This is a genomic window from Acidovorax sp. GW823-FHT05D11 (assembly GCF_058795695.1).
This window is the reverse complement of record NZ_CM179502.1, coordinates 4,611,479-4,626,567: the sequence shown is the minus strand read 5'-3', so window position 1 is coordinate 4,626,567 and position 15,089 is coordinate 4,611,479. Positions and strand designations below refer to the sequence as shown.

The following is a 15,089-nucleotide window of genomic DNA, read 5'->3' as shown; positions in this document are numbered from 1 at the left end:
GACAAGACAACATGACCGTTTACGCAGCCCCCGGCGCCGCTGGCGCCAAGATCGCCTACAAGCCCCAGTACAACAACTTCATCGGCGGCCGGTTCGTGGCCCCGGCCAAGGGCCAGTATTTCGACGTCATCTCGCCCGTGAACGGCAAGGTCTACACCCAGGCCGCCCGCTCCACCGCCGAAGACATCGAACTGGCGCTGGACGCCGCCCACGCCGCCGCCGACGCCTGGGGCAAGACCGACGCCGCCACGCGCGGCAACATCCTGCTCAAGATTGCCGACCGCATCGAGCAGAACCTGGAGCTGCTGGCCTATGCCGAAACCGTGGACAACGGCAAGGCCATCCGCGAAACGCTGAACGCCGACATCCCGCTCACCGTGGACCATTTCCGCTACTTCGCGGGCTGCGTGCGGGCGCAGGAAGGCGCGCTGTCCAACATCGACGAGAACACCGTGGCGTACCACATCCAGGAGCCGCTCGGTGTGGTGGGCCAGATCATTCCGTGGAACTTCCCGATCCTGATGGCCGCCTGGAAGCTGGCGCCTGCGATTGGTGCGGGCAACTGCGTGGTGCTCAAGCCCGCCGAGTCCACGCCTATCTCCATCCTGATCCTGGCCGAGTTGATCGCCGACCTGCTGCCGCCCGGCGTGCTCAACATCGTGAACGGCTATGGCCGCGAGGCGGGCATGCCGCTGGCCACGAGCAAGCGCATCGCAAAAATCGCCTTCACCGGCTCCACCAGCACGGGCCGCGTGATCGCGCAGGCCGCCGCCAACAACCTGATCCCCGCCACGCTGGAGCTGGGCGGCAAGAGCCCCAACATCTTCTTCGCGGACGTGATGGACAAGGACGATGCCTTCCTGGACAAGGCCATCGAGGGCCTGGTGCTGTTCGCGTTCAACCAGGGCGAGGTCTGCACCTGCCCGTCGCGTGCGCTGATCCAGGAATCCATCTACGACAAGTTCATGGAACGTGTCTTGAAGCGCGTAGCCGCCATCAAGCACCAGAACCCGCTCGACACCGACAGCATGATGGGCGCGCAGGCCAGCAAGGAGCAGCTCACCAAGATCCTGTCGTACCTGGACCTGGGCAAGCAGGAAGGCGCCGAAGTGCTGGCTGGTGGCGGCCAGGCGCACCTGGGCGGCGACCTGGAAGGCGGCTACTACGTGCAGCCCACGCTGTTCAAGGGCCACAACAAGATGCGCATCTTCCAGGAAGAAATCTTCGGCCCCGTGCTGGCCGTGACCACCTTCAAGGACGAGGCCGAGGCGCTGGCCATCGCCAACGACACGCTGTACGGCCTGGGCGCCGGCGTGTGGAGCCGCAACGGCAACGTGGCCTATCGCATGGGGCGCGCCATCAAGGCCGGCCGCGTATGGACCAACTGCTACCACGCCTATCCCGCGCACGCGGCGTTCGGCGGCTACAAGGAGTCGGGCATCGGGCGCGAGACGCACAAGATGATGCTCGACCACTACCAGCAGACCAAGAACCTGCTGGTGAGCTACTCAGAAAACAAACTCGGCTTCTTCTGATTTGGTGGGTTGTGGCCCACAGGGCGCCGCTGGCGTCGTTGCGCCGTCTTGCCCTGGCGCTGCCGCTGCCTGCGACGACGCGCCTGGCCATCGACGCTCTGTGAACCACCGTGACGCTGCTGCGAAATTACTTTCAGCACAGCAGCGTTTTTTGTCGGCACATCAGGAGATCACCATGGTCGAGAGAGTCATTGCCACCGAGGCAGCCCTGGCGCTGATCGCGCAGCTGCAGGCGCAGCATGGCAGCGTGCTGTTCCACCAGTCGGGTGGCTGCTGCGACAACAGTGCGGCCAACTGCTATCTGCCCACCGATCTCACGATTGGAGCCAGCGATGTGCTGCTGGGCGATGTGGGCGGCGCGCCGTTCTACATCGGCAAATCCCAGTACGAGTACTGGAAACACACGCAGCTCATCCTGGATGTGATCGACGGGCACGGCGGCACGTTTTCGCTGGAAGGCAGCACGGGCAAGGCGTTCCACACCCGCTCGCGCCTGTTCACCGACGGGGAGTGGGCCGAGATCGAACCACGGGTCAGCCAGGATCTGGCGTGATGCCGCACGCCGCTTTCTTCACGCGCCGTCTCCCGCGTTGCCCGTGATGGGCAGCACGGTGCCGGTGATGTAGCTGGAGCAGCAGGGGGCCGCCAGGAACACATAGGCGGGAGAAATCTCCTCGGGCTGTGCAGGGCGGCCCATGTGCGTCTTTTCGCCAAACCTGGCAATGTCCCCGAGCGCCTTGTCCGCGGGGTTGAGGGGCGTCCACACGGGCCCCGGGGCCACCGCGTTCACGCGGATGCCCCGCTCGGCCAGGTTGTGGGCCAGGGCCTTGGTGAAGGCATGGATGGCGCCTTTGGTGGCGGAATAGTCCAGCAGTTCCTTGCTGCCGCGCAGGCCGGTGACCGAGCCGGTGTTGATGATCGAATCGCCCCGGTGCAAGTGGGGCAGGGCTGCCTTGGCCATGTGGAAGTAGCCATAGATGTTGGTCTGGAACGTCTCGTCGAAACGCTCCGCCGTCAGCGCTTCAAGGGAGTCCGCGTGCTCCTGGAACGCGGCGTTGTTGACCAGCACGTTGAGTTTGCCAAACGCCTTGACCACCTGCCGCACGGCGCCGGCGCAGAATGCCGCGTCCTTGACGTCGCCGGGTATCAGGATGCACCGGCCGCCCTCGGCCTCCACCAGCTCGCGCGTCCGCTGGGCATCCTCGTGTTCGGCCAGGTAGGCGATGGCGACATCCGCGCCCTCGCGGGCAAACAGCACCGCCACCGCACGGCCTATCCCGGAGTCGCCCCCGGTAATGAGGGTGGAGAACCCCGTGAGCTTGCCGCTGCCCCGGTAGTGGGGTGCCTCGAACCTCGGCTTGAGCTGCATCTCGGCCTCGCTGCCGGGTTTGGCAAGGTGCTGGGCCGGCAGCGGGGGGGCGGGTTCCGAGCGCCCGGGGCCGGGCGCGGGGGCCTTGCCCCGGGCCGAAGCGGGCGCTGCCTTGGCCGGGCGGGCGCGCTCGTCGCGGCGGTCCTGCGCTGCCTGGATCTTCTTTTGCTTCGCGGCCGTGGCCGTGGCCCGTGCGGCCGGGGTGGACGGGGCTGTCTTGGATGATGGCTTCATGGCAAGGCTTCTTCACATGCGGTGGATGGGAAACGGGCGGCGTCGGGCCGGCGCGTGGTGTGCAATCGCGGTCAGCCCAGCGGCTTCCATAGCGGGGGCTCGGGCTCGGGAAACCGCAGCGGCACCTGGCGGGGCCGGGCCATGGCTTCCCACTGGCGCATGCGCTTGAGTTCGCGGGGCTTGAGGTGGGGATCGGAACCGGAGCGGTGTGTCTTGGACATGGTGTTCTCCAGGGCGGCAGGGAAGAAGCTCCATTAGCCCTCCGCGCGCGCGGCGGCCGTGTCGGACAGTTTTGACTGTGCCCATCGGATGGATACGGCGAAGGCCCGGCGGGTGGCGTGGCGCCTCCGGCGCCCGCCGGCCTACGTCACTTCTTGCCGGAGGGCTGTCCGTTCTTGGCCAGCCCCAGCATTTCCGACATCCAGGTCACCAGCATCGCGGTGTAGGCCTCGCTCCATTCGGGTTTGGACAGGCTGTGGTCTGCCTGCTTGATCACCCGGTAGGTCATGGAGTGGGTGCGCAGGAACGCGGCGCGGTAGTTCTCGATGACCGGGTGCGGGACGATGTGGTCGAGTTCGGATTCGACCAGCAGCACATCCCCTTCGAAGACCGCGCTGGCCGCCAGGGCGCGGTTGCTGTCGGAGGCGAGTTTCATGGCGCGGTAGCGGGATATCTCCTGGCGGTCGAGGTTCTGCTTGGACACCAGCCAGTCCTCGTCCTTGTAGAGCGCGGGAGCGCGCAGCGCCATCCACCGCAGGGGCCGCATCGCGCTGAGCACGGTGGCCAGGTAGCCGCCGTAGCTGCTGCCCACCACCGCCACGGAGTTGGCGTCCACCGCGGGGTGGCCCGTGAGAAGGTCGTAGGCGGCGAGCATGTCGTTGAGGTTGTCTTCCCGGGTGACCGTGTCGCGGTGGGCCTTGTCGCTGGCATGGCCCCGCAGGTCGAAGGTCAGGCAGATGCACCCCAGGGCGGCGATGGCATGGGCGCGCGCAAGGTACTGCTCCTGGCTGCCGTCCCAGCCGTGCACCAGCATGACGCCCGGCACCACGGTGTCGGGCGCGACCAGCGTGCCCGCGATCGTGCGGTCCCCCGAGGGAATCTGGATCGCCCTATGCCGCGTGGCCATCGCGATGCACCAGGGCGTATTTGGTCAGCAGGCCCACTTCGGGATCCTCTCCCCGGAAGTATTCCGTCGCCGCTGCCGGAAGGGGCTCGAAGCGGCCATACGTCTCCACGCAGCTGGCCTGCACCGAGCGCAGGGAGCGGTCGGCGTGAAAGGCTTCGAGCGCGGCCACTTCGGCGCCGGTGGCGCCGCCGATCCTCCAGGATTGCTCCAGCACCCCCGAGCACCACCGGCCGTCGGCCGCGATGCCCTGCGCGACGTCGTAGTTGATGCGCGAGGCGAAAAACCCCGGAAAGCATTCCCGCACCGCGGCGTCGTACGCCAGGGCCTGATCGACCGCCTTGCGGACGGGGCCGGGCGGGAGCGTGGACAGGAGCGCGTGGAAATCGCCCCGCACCACGGTCAGGTCGGAGCCGCCGTAGGCCATCGCGCCGGTGTTGTTCTGCGTGAGGCGCTGCCTGCCGTGGTACGAGGCCAGGATGCCCGCCACGCGCACCTGGCCCACGCTCAGCGTGTCCACCTGGGAGAGGTTGTGCTCCAGCACGATGCCCTGCTCGACCAGGGCCGCCTTGCCCAATGCCGCCAGGCAGGCGGAGAGCGCGCGGGCGTCGGGCACCACCGTCTGGCCACGCCCTCCGGTCTCGCCCACGGGCTTGACCCGCACGGGACCCAGCGCCAGCAGTTGTTCACCGGCCTCCTGCGCATCCCGGCTGGAGAACGCGGTGTAGCCCGGCAGCACGGCGGCACCGACCCGGCGGGAAAACGCCTCGCTCCAGCCTTGCGGGGCCGCGGCCGTGGCCGACACCAGGGGATGGGTGATGGCCTTCGTGGCGACGAAGGCATGGGGCACCACGCCGCCGAACAGGTCGTCTTCTCCCAACAGGCCCAGGCGCTGCGCCGTGGACGCCACGAGGGTGTCGCTGGGCACGAGGTAGGTGCGGCGGGTCCACAAGGGCTGGGGTACCTCTTCCATGAAGGGGCAGCCCTTGAGCGCGGCGACATGGCGGGCGATCTGCTCGCGCGTCACGTGTTCGTGCACGCTCGAGTGCCCCTTGATGCCCTGCGTGAACGGCATGACGATTTCTGTCTGGGCGGATGATCTGGAGGGCGAGGGGCGGAGAGCGTCACCGTATGCGGACAAGGCGGTCATGCGGATTCCTTTGCTCTCGGAAACGGCGAGAGGGGCCGGCGGCGCCATCGCCAGGGGGATGCCGCCATCGTATTTTTGGACCGCCGGGCCTTTTGTAGGACGAATGAGCAACTGCGGCGCGGAGCGCGCCAGCCGGGAACGCCAGGGGAAGCCCGACCCGTTCCACGCGGGCAGGAATAAGCCGCCCACTCCCGCGCGGGGGAGGGGCGGCCAGGGAGGCAGGGGCGCCGCGCCACGGGCCGGGTCACCGGCGAACGTGCGCCCGCCGGCCTTCCTCAAGGAGCGGCGCCGCCGTCAGCCTGCGTCCTTGGATTTGCCGGATGTGGCGCCGGGATTGCTGGTGCTGCTGCTGCCCGTGGCACCGGCCTGGCTCTTGGAGGGGGACTGCTGGTTGCGCGAAGTGCGCCAGGTATTGAAGTCGTCGGAAAACTTCTCGTAGCGCTCCTTGCGCCACGACTGGTAGTCCTCGTCCAGCAGGCGCAGCTGTTCCTGCCGCCATTGCTGGTAGTCGGGGTCGTGGTGACCCTGGCGGCCCTGGGAGGGCCCGCGCAGCTCATCGTCGCTGCCCCAGTGCCCACCCCCTCGGGCATAGCCCGCGCGGTCCTGGTCCTGGTAGTCCCGGTAGTCGCTGTCGAAGCGGCTGTTCGGCGGGTGGTACATCTCCCGGCCATCGTTGCGGTAGCCGCCGCCTCCCTGGAACCGGTCCGGCGAGGAAAAACGGTCACGGCCCTCGCGCGGCGGCAGGCCCAGGCCAGCGTTGCCACGGTAGTCGTTGCGCACCATGCCGTACTGGCCGTACCGGTCATCCAGCTCGGGGGCGTAGCCCGGGCGCTGGTCATCGCGGTCCATGCTGCCGCGGTGGGCGCGTTCGGCATACCGCCCTTCGTCGTGGTCCCGACCCATGCCATGGCGGGAAAAGCCGCTGTCATCACTGTCTCGATAACCCATTTTCAATTCTCCTGGTGTGTTGGTCCGTTCATGGTTGCTGGCTGGTCAGCCAGGGTTGCGAGGAAATGCCTGCCGGTGCCAGAAGGCCGGCTCAGCGCTGGTTCTGGGAAGAGCGGCGGGAAGAGTCGCCTTGCTGCTCGCGGCTTCCCTGGTTGCCGCCGGAGCCCGGGCGCTCGTTCTGCCCCTGCTGGCGGCTGCCGGAAGCGCCGGTGCTCTGCTCCGCCTGGCGGTTGCCCGAACTCTTGCGCTGGGAGTCGCTGTCGTCGGTGTATTGGTTGTGGCCTTGGGGGTTGTTGTTGGGCATGGAATATCTCCTGATGATCAAAAAAATGCACACGAAGGCCGTGTGTGAATTCATTTTGAAAATCTGCGGCAGCGATTTCTGTAGGTTCCGTCCTATAGGCGGGTCGGTTTTTTTCCATGCGGCGGCGTCAGGCCACGCGCATGTGGCAGCGCGCAGGCGAGCGGGTGGCGGGGACGCGGCTGGCGCGGGGCCGAGCGGCCGCTGCACGGCCGCAGGGGGCGAGTGCGGCCAGCGGGCCTAGGGGCGTGCGGAGCGCCGGCAATAGATGAATTGCTATTAAATATATAGCTTATGGCGCTTGTGTATCAAGCGCTGAAGCCTGTTTTCAATGAAAACTCGGCGGCGGCCCTCGCTCCGCAGGGGACCGCGCCAGGCCTGCCGTCAGTAGGTTTCCAGGTGCAGCCGTCCTTCGCGCTGGAGCACTGCGCCCACCTGTTCCCACTCCAGGCCGCTGTCGCGGGCGATGTCGCGCAGCGCCATCACCACGCCTTCTTCCATGCTCTTGAGGCCGCAGACATAGAAGTGGGTGTTCCCGTCGCGCAGCAGCGCGGCCAGGTCGGCGGCGCGCTCGCGCATCAGGTCCTGTACGTAGCGCCGGGGCTGCCCGGCCGTGCGCGAGAACGCGAGGTTGATGTCGATGAAGTCCTTGGGCAGGCTTTGCAGCGGGCCGAAGTAGGGCAGCTCCTGCTGGGTGCGCGCGCCGAAGAACAGCAGCAGCTTGCCGCCCTCGAACTTGCCGCTGCTGCGCAGGCGGCGGCGCCATTCGGTCATCGCGCGCATGGGCGCGCTGCCCGTGCCGGTGCAGATCATCACGATGTGCGAACGGGGGTGGTTGGGCATCAGGAACGAGCTGCCGAACGGCCCCACCACCTGCACCTTGTCGCCCACCTTCAGGTCGCACACGTAGTTGGAGGCCACGCCGCGCACGGCGTTGCCGTCGTGGTCGGTGGTCACGCGCTTCACGGTGAGCGCCAGGTTGTTGTAGCCGGGCCGCTCGCCGTTGCGCGGGCTGGCGATGGAGTATTGGCGCGCATGGTGCGCCTTGCCCAGCACGTCGGTGCCCGGCGGGACGATGCCGATGGACTGCCCCTCCAGCACCGGGAACGGCATGCTGCCGAAGTCGAGCACGACGTGGTGCGTCTCGCTTTCAAAGCCTGCTTCGGTGCAGTTGAAGTTGCCCACCACCGTTGCCGTGGTGGGGCTCTTGGGCGGGAACAGGTTGGTGTAGGGATGCGCGGCCGACCAGGGCGGCACGGCGGCGCCGTACTGGGCGGAACGGAAGGCCTGCGTGCCCGGCTCCACGGGTGCGGCCGGTGCGGACGACGCCAGTGCGGTGTCCATGGCCGAGGGCGCTGCGCCTTCGGCGGCCAGCACATCGGGCGCCAGTTCTGGCGGCAGCGCCTCCCAGGTGAGCTGTTCTTCGATCGTGTACGCGCGCGCCACCGGCATGGTGCGCCAGTTGTCGATGGAACCCGTGGGGCAGGGCGAGATGCAGGCCATGCAGCCGTTGCACACGTCGGCCCGCACGACGTAATTGTTGTCGTCGTGCGTGATGGCGCCCACCGGGCAGGTCGCCTCGCAGGTGTTGCAGCGGATGCAGATCTCGGGGTCGATCAGGTGCTGCTTCAAGATGCCGTTGTCGATCAGCGTGGTGGTGTCCATATTTTTCTTCCAGCAAGTCTCCCGGCAGCGGCTCAGGGACTCAATTGAACCGGACGTACTCGAAATCGATAGGCTGGCGGTTGATGCCCATCACCGGGGGCGCGATCCAGCCGGCGAACTTGCCCGGCTCGACCACGCGGCCCATCAACGATGCCACGAAAGCGAAGTCTTCGGCGCTCGGCAGCCATTCATCGCGCTTTGCGGCCCATTCGACCTCGTTCACCACGCGGCCGTCGGGCGACATCTTGATGCCCGCCAGCGCACCGATCTGGCGGTTGAACGCCTTGTGCGGCACCGACAGGCGCGTGGGAATCCCGGCCTTTTCCAGCACCTTGTTCCAGCGGCCCACGCCCGCCATCGAGTCCTTGATGAAGTCGTCGCGCAGCACCTCGTTCAAGGCGTTGAGCATGGGCACGTCCTTCTCCAGCAGCTGGCCGTCCTTGACCTCCAGCACCTTGTAGGTCTGGCCCTTGAGGATGTGGTCGTCCGTGCGCTTGCCTTCTTCGTAGCGGCCCTTGAGGCCCGAGCTGTAGAAGATGGCCGCGTTGCTCGACTGGTCGGCGCCGAACAGGTCGATGGTCACGCTGTAGTGGAAGTTCAGGTAGCGCTGCACCGTGCCCAGGTCGATGGCACCGGCGGCGCGCACCTTGGCCGGGTCGTCGGTTTTCAGCTCGTTCATCACCTGCGCGGTGCGCGCCAGCACGCGCGAGACGCCGGATTCGCCCACGAACATGTGGTGGGCCTCTTCGGTCAGCATGAACTTGGTGGTGCGTGCCAGCGGGTCGAAGGCGCTTTCGGCCAGGGCCGAGAGCTGGAACTTGCCGTCGCGGTCGGTGAAGTAGGTGAACATGAAGAACGCCAGCCAGTCGGGCGTCTTCTCGTTGAAGGCGCCCAGGATGCGCGGGTTGTCCACGTCGCCCGAGGTGCGCTGCAGCAGTGCCTCGGCCTCCTCGCGGCCGTCGCGGCCGAAGTGCTTGTGCAGCAGGTAGACCATGGCCCAGAGGTGGCGGCCCTCTTCCACATTGATCTGGAACAGGTTGCGCAGGTCGTACATCGAAGGCGCCGTCAGGCCCAGGTGGCGCTGCTGCTCCACGCTCGCTGGCTCGGTGTCGCCCTGCGTGACGATGATGCGGCGCAGGTTGGCGCGGTGCTCGCCGGGCACGTCCTGCCAGGCCTTCTCGCCCTTGTGGTCGCCGAAGTGGATCTCGCGGTTGGCGTCGCCCGGGTTCAGGAAGATGCCCCAGCGGTAGTCGCGCATCTTCACGTGGCCGAACTGGGCCCAGCCCTGCGGGTCCACGCTCACGGCGGTGCGCAGGTAGACCTCGTGGTTGGTCGAGCCTTCGGGGCCCACGTCGTCCCACCAGTTGATGAAGTTGGGCTGCCAGCCTTCGAGCGCGCGCTGCAGCGTGCGGTCTTCGCCGAGGTTGACGTTGTTGGGGATCTTCTCGCTGTAGTTGATCGTGCTCATCGTTGTTCCTTGGGTTGTGCGGAGGGCTGCGGATTCAAACGCGGTTCAAGTCGAAGCCGGCCTTTTCGCCGGTGCCGTAGACCTTCAGCGCGCCCTTTTCGCCGACGGCGTTGGGGCGGTTGAAGATCCAGTTCTGCCAGGCCGTGAGCCGGCCGAAGATGCGCGTGGCCATGTTCTCCTTGCTGGCAAAGCGCAGGTTGGCCTCCAGCCCGGTCAGGGCGTCGGGCGACATGGCGGCGCGCTCCTCGATGGCCATGCGCAGTTCGTCGTCCCAGTCGATGTCGTCGGGCGCGGCGGTGACCAGGCCCAGGGCCAGGGCCTCGTCGGCGTCGAGCGGCTTGCCAGCCGCGGCGCGCGCGGCGTCGAGCGGCGCGGCCTCTTCATAGAAGCGGCGCTGCAGGCGGCTCTGGTCGTTCACCATGGGGAAGAAGCCGAAGTTGAATTCGTTGAGCACGAGCTTCGGCGCGCGCCCGGCGTCGTCGGGCAGGGCCAGCATGTAGGTGCGGTCGGCCGCGAAGGCCAGCTCGGCCAGCGTGCCGGCGAAGCACGAGCCCTCCTGCACCACCGCGAACAGGGTGCGCGAGGACACGTCCAGCCGTGCCAGCGCGCGGCGCAGCGCGCCGATGGTCTCGCGCACCAGCCAGTGGTCCTTGTGGGCCAGCATCACCGCGTCGGAGGCGAGCACGGCCTGCGCGTCGCCCTCGGTCTTGAGCAGCCAGGTGCCGATGTCGAGCTCGTTGGTGCGCAGGTTGAGGATGGCGTCGTCGAGCTCGCGCGCCAGGGCCAGCGGCCACCAGGCGGCCCCAGTGGCCTCGATGGCCGCGATGTCGGCGGGCTGTGCGCCGGTGGGCGCCTTCAGCGTGAGGGTGGCCGTGCGCCTGGCGCGGTCGATCTGCACCTCGACATGCGAATAGCGCAGGCTGTCCGCGCCGTCCTCGCGCTCCAGGCGGGTCAGGGCCACGCCCTGGGCGCCGACCGGGCGGTCGCTGCCGGCGGCCAGCTCGGTGGCGCGCGCCTGCACGGCGGCGGCGAACTGGGCAGGTTTGGCCACCGCATCCACCAGGCGCCAGTCCACCGCGCGCTGGCCGCGCACGCCTTCGACGCTGGTGCAGAAGATGTCTGCCAGGTCGTGGCGCACATGGCGCTTGTCGGTCACGCGGGTCAGGCCCCCGGTGCCGGGCAGGACGCCCAGCAACGGCACTTCGGGCAGCGACACCGAGGAAGAGCGGTCGTCCACCAGCAGGATCTCGTCGCACGCCAGGGCCAGTTCGTAGCCGCCGCCCGCGCAGGCACCGTTGACCGCGGCGAGGAACTTCAGGCCGGAGTGCTTCGACGAATCCTCGATGCCGTTGCGCGTCTCGTTGGTGAACTTGCAGAAGTTCACCTTCCAGGCGTGGCTGGAGACGCCCAGCATGAAGATGTTGGCGCCGGAGCAGAAGATGCGGTCCTTGCCGCTGGTGACGATGACGGTGCGCACGCCCGGGTGCTCGAAGCGCACGCGGTTGAGCGCGTCGTTGAGCTCGATGTCCACGCCCAGGTCGTAGCTGTTGAGCTTGAGCTTGTAGCCGGGGCGGATGCCGCCGTCTTCGGCGATGTCGAGCGACAGGCGGGCCAACGGACCCTCGACCGCCAGTTTCCAGTGGCGGTACTGCGTGGGATCGGTGCGGTAGTCAACGCGGGAGGGTGCGGTGGTCTGGGCGGTCATGGGGCGTCTCCGTCAAAAACTGCGAACAGGAATAATAATGCATAAATCAATCGACTGATGTGCATCATGATGCATGTTTGCGAGCGAGTCAATGCATGCCGCGGTTTTTTGCTGGATTTATGGCGCGCGGGGGCGCCGGGGTGTCAGTGCGGCGGGTGGGTCATCAGCTTGCGCACCCCGGCGCGCAGCTGCCGCAGGCTTTCCTCGAGGTTCTGCCCCGAGGTGTCGATGGTGAGATCGGCCTTGGAATAGAAGGCGGCCCGGCCTTCCAGGATGCGGCGCAGGTCGTCCATGGCTTCCTTGCTCGTGGCCATGGGGCGCATGTCGCCCTGGGCCAGCACGCGGCCCATGTGCTCCTCGGGGGCGGCGCGCAGCCACACGGTGGTGCAGTGCGCGAGCAGTTCGTTGAAGGTGGCGGGGTCCGAGACGATGCCGCCGGGGGTGGCGATCACCACCTCGCTGTGGATCTGCACGATCTCTTCGAGCGCGCGGCGCTCGTAGCGGCGGTAGGCGGTGGTGCCGTACAGGTCGTGGATCTCGCGCACGCTGCAGCCCGCCAGGGTTTCGATCTCGCGGCTCAGCTCGATGAACGGCACGTCCAGGTCGCGTGCCAGCAAAGGCCCCAGCGTGGACTTGCCCGCGCCCCGCAGCCCCACGAGCGCGATGCGCCGGTGGCGCGCCGTGTCGCTCGCGCCGCTGCTCAGCAGCTCATGCAGCGCCAGCCGCGCGCGGCGCAGTTCGGGTTCGCTGCGGTGCTCCAGCAGTTCGCGGATCAGCAGCCATTCGGGCGAACGGGTGGTGAAGTCGCCCACCAGCTCGGCCAGCGAGCAATGCAGCGCGCCCGCCACCTGCTGCAGCACCAGGATGGACGCGTTGCCCGTGCCGTACTCCAGGTTGGCAAGGTGCCGCTCCGACACATCGGCCGCCATGGCCACCGCCTTGCGCGTGAGCCCGCGCTGCGCCCGCAGGTTGCGAACGCGTTCGCCGAGGGCGGCGAGCAGGGGGTTGCGGGCCTCTTCGGTGGGCGCAGCCGTGCCGCCGCCAGCGAAAGGTGGCAGGGTGACTGTGTCTTCTTGTTCGTTCATGTCCATCCTCGTTCACGTCGGCTGCGGCGTGGCATTTTGCGGTGCGTGCCCCGGGCTTCAAACGCTTTTGAAGGCGTTCGGCCGCCGCTAGGGGAAAACACCATGCATGCACTATAGTGCTTGACACTGCATCAAGCATTAACTATTGTTCGTGTGCAGGCAAGATACTGCACATTGCTCCATCCCACAAGAACACATATCAAGCCTTGTGCACGCTGCACTCCATTGTCCCAGCCACCCACGAGTCGCCATGTCCGATAAAGCAGCATTTCATGAAGCCCTGTCCGCATTGACGGGCCAGATCGCGGGCCGTGCCCTGGACGGCGACCTGCAGGCCTGGCTCAACCAGACCCACGGGCCCGCCAGCGCGGCCTACCAGCAGCTCAAGGCGGGGTGCCTGGCCGGCGTGGCGCAGGGCTGGCTCTGCGAGCGCGAGGGCGGCGGCATCCGCTACGGCCGCGTCTTCAAGGCAGACGACGCGCTGCACCGCTTCTCGGTGGATGTGGTGGACATGCAGGACATCGCCGGCCCGCACCATACCCATCCGCTGGGCGAGATCGACCTGATCATGCCGCTGGAGGGCGACGCCACCTTCGACGGGCATCCCGCCGGCTGGTGCGTGTACCCGCCCGGCAGTGCCCACCGCCCCACCGTGGCGCAGGGCCGCTCGCTGGTGCTCTACCTGCTGCCCGAAGGGCAAATCCAGTTCAGCAAGTGAAACACCCCCCTGAGTCGCTTCGCGCCTTCCCCCTCTCTCATATTGCTCCGCAATCTGGGAGGGGGACGCCCCCGGTGCACGCAAGCGGAATGCAGCCTGCGCGGCATGGCGGCCCTCGCACGGCGACGCTGGCCGGGACCATGCCCATTTCGTGCGCCGCGCGCTGATGACCGATAACCCGCTTTTTTTCTGCCTATCTCTCTATCTGTATGACCGAACTGCTCCCCAACTACGCCGCCGGACGCTGGCAGACCGGCCACGGCCCGGGCGCCGTGCTCAAGGACCCGGTGCTGGGCCATGACCTGGTGCGCGTGGATGCCACCGGGCTCGACCTGCCCGAGGCCTTCCGGTTCGCCCGCGAGCAGGGCGGCTCGGCCTTGCGTGCGTTGACCTACCGGCAGCGCGCCGCGCTGCTGGGCGCCGTGGTCAAGGTACTGCAAACCCACCGCGACGCCTACTACGAGATCGCCACGGCCAACGCCGGCACGGTGAAGAACGACTCCGCCGTGGACATCGACGGCGGCATCTTCACGCTGGGCCAGTACGCCAAATGGGGCGACGCGCTGGGCGATGTGCGCGTGCTGCGCGATGGCGATGCCGCCAGGCTCGGCAAGGAGCCCGTGTTCCTGTCGCAGCACCTGCAGGTGCCCACGCGCGGCGTGGCGTTGTTCATCAATGCCTTCAACTTCCCGGCCTGGGGGCTGTGGGAAAAGGCGGCGCCCGCGCTGCTCTCCGGCGTGCCGGTGATCGTCAAGCCCGCCACGTCCACGGCCTGGCTCACGCAGCGCATGGTGCGCGATGTGGTCGATGCGGGCGTGCTGCCGGCGGGCGCGCTGTCGGTCATCGCAGGCAGCTCGGCCGGGCTCATGGACCAGCTCGGGCCGTTCGATGTGGTCTCGTTCACCGGCTCGGCGGACACGGCCGGCATCATCCGCGCGCACCCTGCGGTGGCCCAGCGCTCGGTGCGCGCCAACATCGAGGCCGACAGCCTCAACAGCGCCTTGCTGCTGCCCGATGCGGCGCCCGGCAGCGACGCCTTCAACCTGCTGGTGCGCGAAGTGGTGCGCGAGATGACGGTCAAGTCGGGCCAGAAATGCACCGCCATCCGCCGCATCCTGGTGCCGGCAGACGTGTACGGCGCTGCGGCCGAGGCCATCGGCGCCAAGCTCGCGGGCGTGACGGTGGGCAACCCCCGCAACGACGGCGTGCGCATGGGCTCGCTCGTCAGCACCGCCCAGCTGCACGCCGTGCGCGAAGGGCTTGCGCAGCTGTGCGCCCACGCCGACATCCTGCACGACGGCCGCCACCAGCCGCTGGTGGATGCCGACCCCGCCGTGGCCGCCTGCATCGGCCCGGTGCTGCTGGGTGTGCACGACGCCGATGCGGCGGCCGTGGTGCACGAGGTCGAGGTGTTCGGCCCCGTGGCCACGCTGGTGCCCTACCGCGATGTGGACCACGCTGTAGCGCTCGCACAGCGCGGCCAGGGGTCGCTGGTGGCATCGCTGTACGGGGCCGACGAGGCCGCGCTGGGGCATGCCGCCGTGCAGCTCGCAGCCAGCCATGGCCGCGTGCACGTGGTGACGCCCGACGTCGCCCAGGCCCACACCGGCCACGGCAACGTGATGCCCATGTCGCTGCACGGCGGCCCGGGGCGTGCGGGCGGCGGGGCGGAGCTGGGAGGCCTGCGGGCGCTGGGCTTCTACCACCAGCGCAGCGCCGTGCAGGCCAGCCCCGGTGTGCTGGCCGCGCTCGGCCTCTGACCGCCCAGGCGCAGACCACGGCAGCCGC

Annotated in this window: 14 protein-coding genes; 4 read left to right on the top strand and 10 right to left on the bottom strand. The window is 68.1% G+C overall.

The genetic code is table 11. The features are described from left to right. The first annotated feature begins 11 nt into the window (after positions 1-11). Both exaC and AC3RCE_RS21270 read left to right on the top strand, forming a co-directional pair. Positions 12-1,535: an acetaldehyde dehydrogenase ExaC gene (gene exaC, locus AC3RCE_RS21275; RefSeq protein WP_492253882.1), complete on the top strand. Its 1,524-nt coding sequence runs from the start codon at positions 12-14 to the stop codon at positions 1,533-1,535. Between the two features lie 175 nt (positions 1,536-1,710). After that, positions 1,711-2,088 carry a DUF779 domain-containing protein gene (locus AC3RCE_RS21270; RefSeq protein WP_218296143.1) on the top strand — a complete coding sequence of 126 codons (378 nt, stop codon included), beginning with the start codon at positions 1,711-1,713 and terminating at the stop codon, positions 2,086-2,088. Between the two features lie 18 nt (positions 2,089-2,106). Here the strand turns inward: AC3RCE_RS21270 and AC3RCE_RS21265 are convergent, their stop codons facing one another. From AC3RCE_RS21265 to AC3RCE_RS21220, 10 genes are all read right to left on the bottom strand, one after another. Next, a complete protein-coding gene (locus AC3RCE_RS21265) occupies positions 2,107-3,138 on the bottom strand; it encodes an SDR family oxidoreductase (RefSeq protein WP_492253881.1) in 1,032 nt (343 codons plus the stop codon). 71 nt (positions 3,139-3,209) lie between these two features. Next, on the bottom strand, positions 3,210-3,359 hold the full coding sequence (locus AC3RCE_RS21260) for a hypothetical protein (protein WP_218296141.1): 150 nt from the start codon (positions 3,357-3,359) through the stop codon (positions 3,210-3,212). 146 nt (positions 3,360-3,505) lie between these two features. Beyond that, positions 3,506-4,264 (bottom strand): alpha/beta hydrolase family protein, encoded by a 759-nt coding sequence (locus AC3RCE_RS21255; protein WP_218339748.1) that lies wholly within the window; start codon positions 4,262-4,264, stop codon positions 3,506-3,508. Then, on the bottom strand, positions 4,248-5,336 hold the full coding sequence (locus tag AC3RCE_RS21250) for a DUF3182 family protein (RefSeq protein WP_255591042.1): 1,089 nt from the start codon (positions 5,334-5,336) through the stop codon (positions 4,248-4,250). Before AC3RCE_RS21250 ends, AC3RCE_RS21255 begins: the two co-directional genes overlap by 17 nt. A 369-nt stretch (positions 5,337-5,705) precedes the next feature. After that, entirely contained in the window at positions 5,706-6,359 is a 654-nt protein-coding gene (locus AC3RCE_RS21245) for a hypothetical protein (protein WP_218339747.1), read from the bottom strand. A 91-nt stretch (positions 6,360-6,450) separates the two neighbouring features. After that, positions 6,451-6,663 carry a hypothetical protein gene (locus AC3RCE_RS21240; protein ID WP_218296137.1) on the bottom strand — a complete coding sequence of 71 codons (213 nt, stop codon included), beginning with the start codon at positions 6,661-6,663 and terminating at the stop codon, positions 6,451-6,453. A 381-nt stretch (positions 6,664-7,044) separates the two neighbouring features. Then, positions 7,045-8,325 (bottom strand): benzoyl-CoA 2,3-epoxidase subunit BoxA, encoded by a 1,281-nt coding sequence (gene boxA / locus AC3RCE_RS21235; protein WP_218339746.1) that lies wholly within the window; start codon positions 8,323-8,325, stop codon positions 7,045-7,047. A gap of 40 nt (positions 8,326-8,365) precedes the next feature. Further along, on the bottom strand, positions 8,366-9,793 hold the full coding sequence (gene boxB, locus AC3RCE_RS21230) for a benzoyl-CoA 2,3-epoxidase subunit BoxB (protein WP_492244599.1): 1,428 nt from the start codon (positions 9,791-9,793) through the stop codon (positions 8,366-8,368). A gap of 34 nt (positions 9,794-9,827) precedes the next feature. Further along, positions 9,828-11,498, bottom strand: a complete 1,671-nt coding sequence (gene boxC, locus AC3RCE_RS21225; protein ID WP_218339744.1) for a 2,3-epoxybenzoyl-CoA dihydrolase — start codon at positions 11,496-11,498, stop codon at positions 9,828-9,830. A gap of 143 nt (positions 11,499-11,641) precedes the next feature. Then, complete coding sequence (locus AC3RCE_RS21220) at positions 11,642-12,583, bottom strand: helix-turn-helix transcriptional regulator (protein ID WP_218339743.1); 942 nt, start codon at positions 12,581-12,583, stop codon at positions 11,642-11,644. A gap of 250 nt (positions 12,584-12,833) precedes the next feature. On the opposite strand from AC3RCE_RS21220, the gene AC3RCE_RS21215 reads away from it, so the two are divergent. Further along, positions 12,834-13,301 (top strand): 4-hydroxylaminobenzoate lyase, encoded by a 468-nt coding sequence (locus tag AC3RCE_RS21215; RefSeq protein WP_218296132.1) that lies wholly within the window; start codon positions 12,834-12,836, stop codon positions 13,299-13,301. 209 nt (positions 13,302-13,510) lie between these two features. Then, complete coding sequence (locus AC3RCE_RS21210; RefSeq protein ID WP_492253880.1) at positions 13,511-15,061, top strand: 3,4-dehydroadipyl-CoA semialdehyde dehydrogenase; 1,551 nt, start codon at positions 13,511-13,513, stop codon at positions 15,059-15,061. The last annotated feature ends 28 nt before the right edge of the window (positions 15,062-15,089 follow it).

Coding starts and splice junctions, on each gene's coding strand:
- boxC (WP_218339744.1), bottom strand. CDS start 11,498: ATGACCGCCCAGACCACCGCACCCTCCCGCGTTGACTACCGCACCGAT.
- AC3RCE_RS21250 (WP_255591042.1), bottom strand. CDS start 5,336: ATGCCGTTCACGCAGGGCATCAAGGGGCACTCGAGCGTGCACGAACAC.
- AC3RCE_RS21255 (WP_218339748.1), bottom strand. CDS start 4,264: ATGGCCACGCGGCATAGGGCGATCCAGATTCCCTCGGGGGACCGCACG.
- boxA (WP_218339746.1), bottom strand. CDS start 8,325: ATGGACACCACCACGCTGATCGACAACGGCATCTTGAAGCAGCACCTG.
- AC3RCE_RS21215 (WP_218296132.1), top strand. CDS start 12,834: ATGTCCGATAAAGCAGCATTTCATGAAGCCCTGTCCGCATTGACGGGC.
- AC3RCE_RS21240 (WP_218296137.1), bottom strand. CDS start 6,663: ATGCCCAACAACAACCCCCAAGGCCACAACCAATACACCGACGACAGC.
- AC3RCE_RS21260 (WP_218296141.1), bottom strand. CDS start 3,359: ATGTCCAAGACACACCGCTCCGGTTCCGATCCCCACCTCAAGCCCCGC.
- AC3RCE_RS21245 (WP_218339747.1), bottom strand. CDS start 6,359: ATGGGTTATCGAGACAGTGATGACAGCGGCTTTTCCCGCCATGGCATG.
- AC3RCE_RS21210 (WP_492253880.1), top strand. CDS start 13,511: ATGACCGAACTGCTCCCCAACTACGCCGCCGGACGCTGGCAGACCGGC.
- AC3RCE_RS21265 (WP_492253881.1), bottom strand. CDS start 3,138: ATGAAGCCATCATCCAAGACAGCCCCGTCCACCCCGGCCGCACGGGCC.
- AC3RCE_RS21220 (WP_218339743.1), bottom strand. CDS start 12,583: ATGAACGAACAAGAAGACACAGTCACCCTGCCACCTTTCGCTGGCGGC.
- exaC (WP_492253882.1), top strand. CDS start 12: ATGACCGTTTACGCAGCCCCCGGCGCCGCTGGCGCCAAGATCGCCTAC.
- boxB (WP_492244599.1), bottom strand. CDS start 9,793: ATGAGCACGATCAACTACAGCGAGAAGATCCCCAACAACGTCAACCTC.
- AC3RCE_RS21270 (WP_218296143.1), top strand. CDS start 1,711: ATGGTCGAGAGAGTCATTGCCACCGAGGCAGCCCTGGCGCTGATCGCG.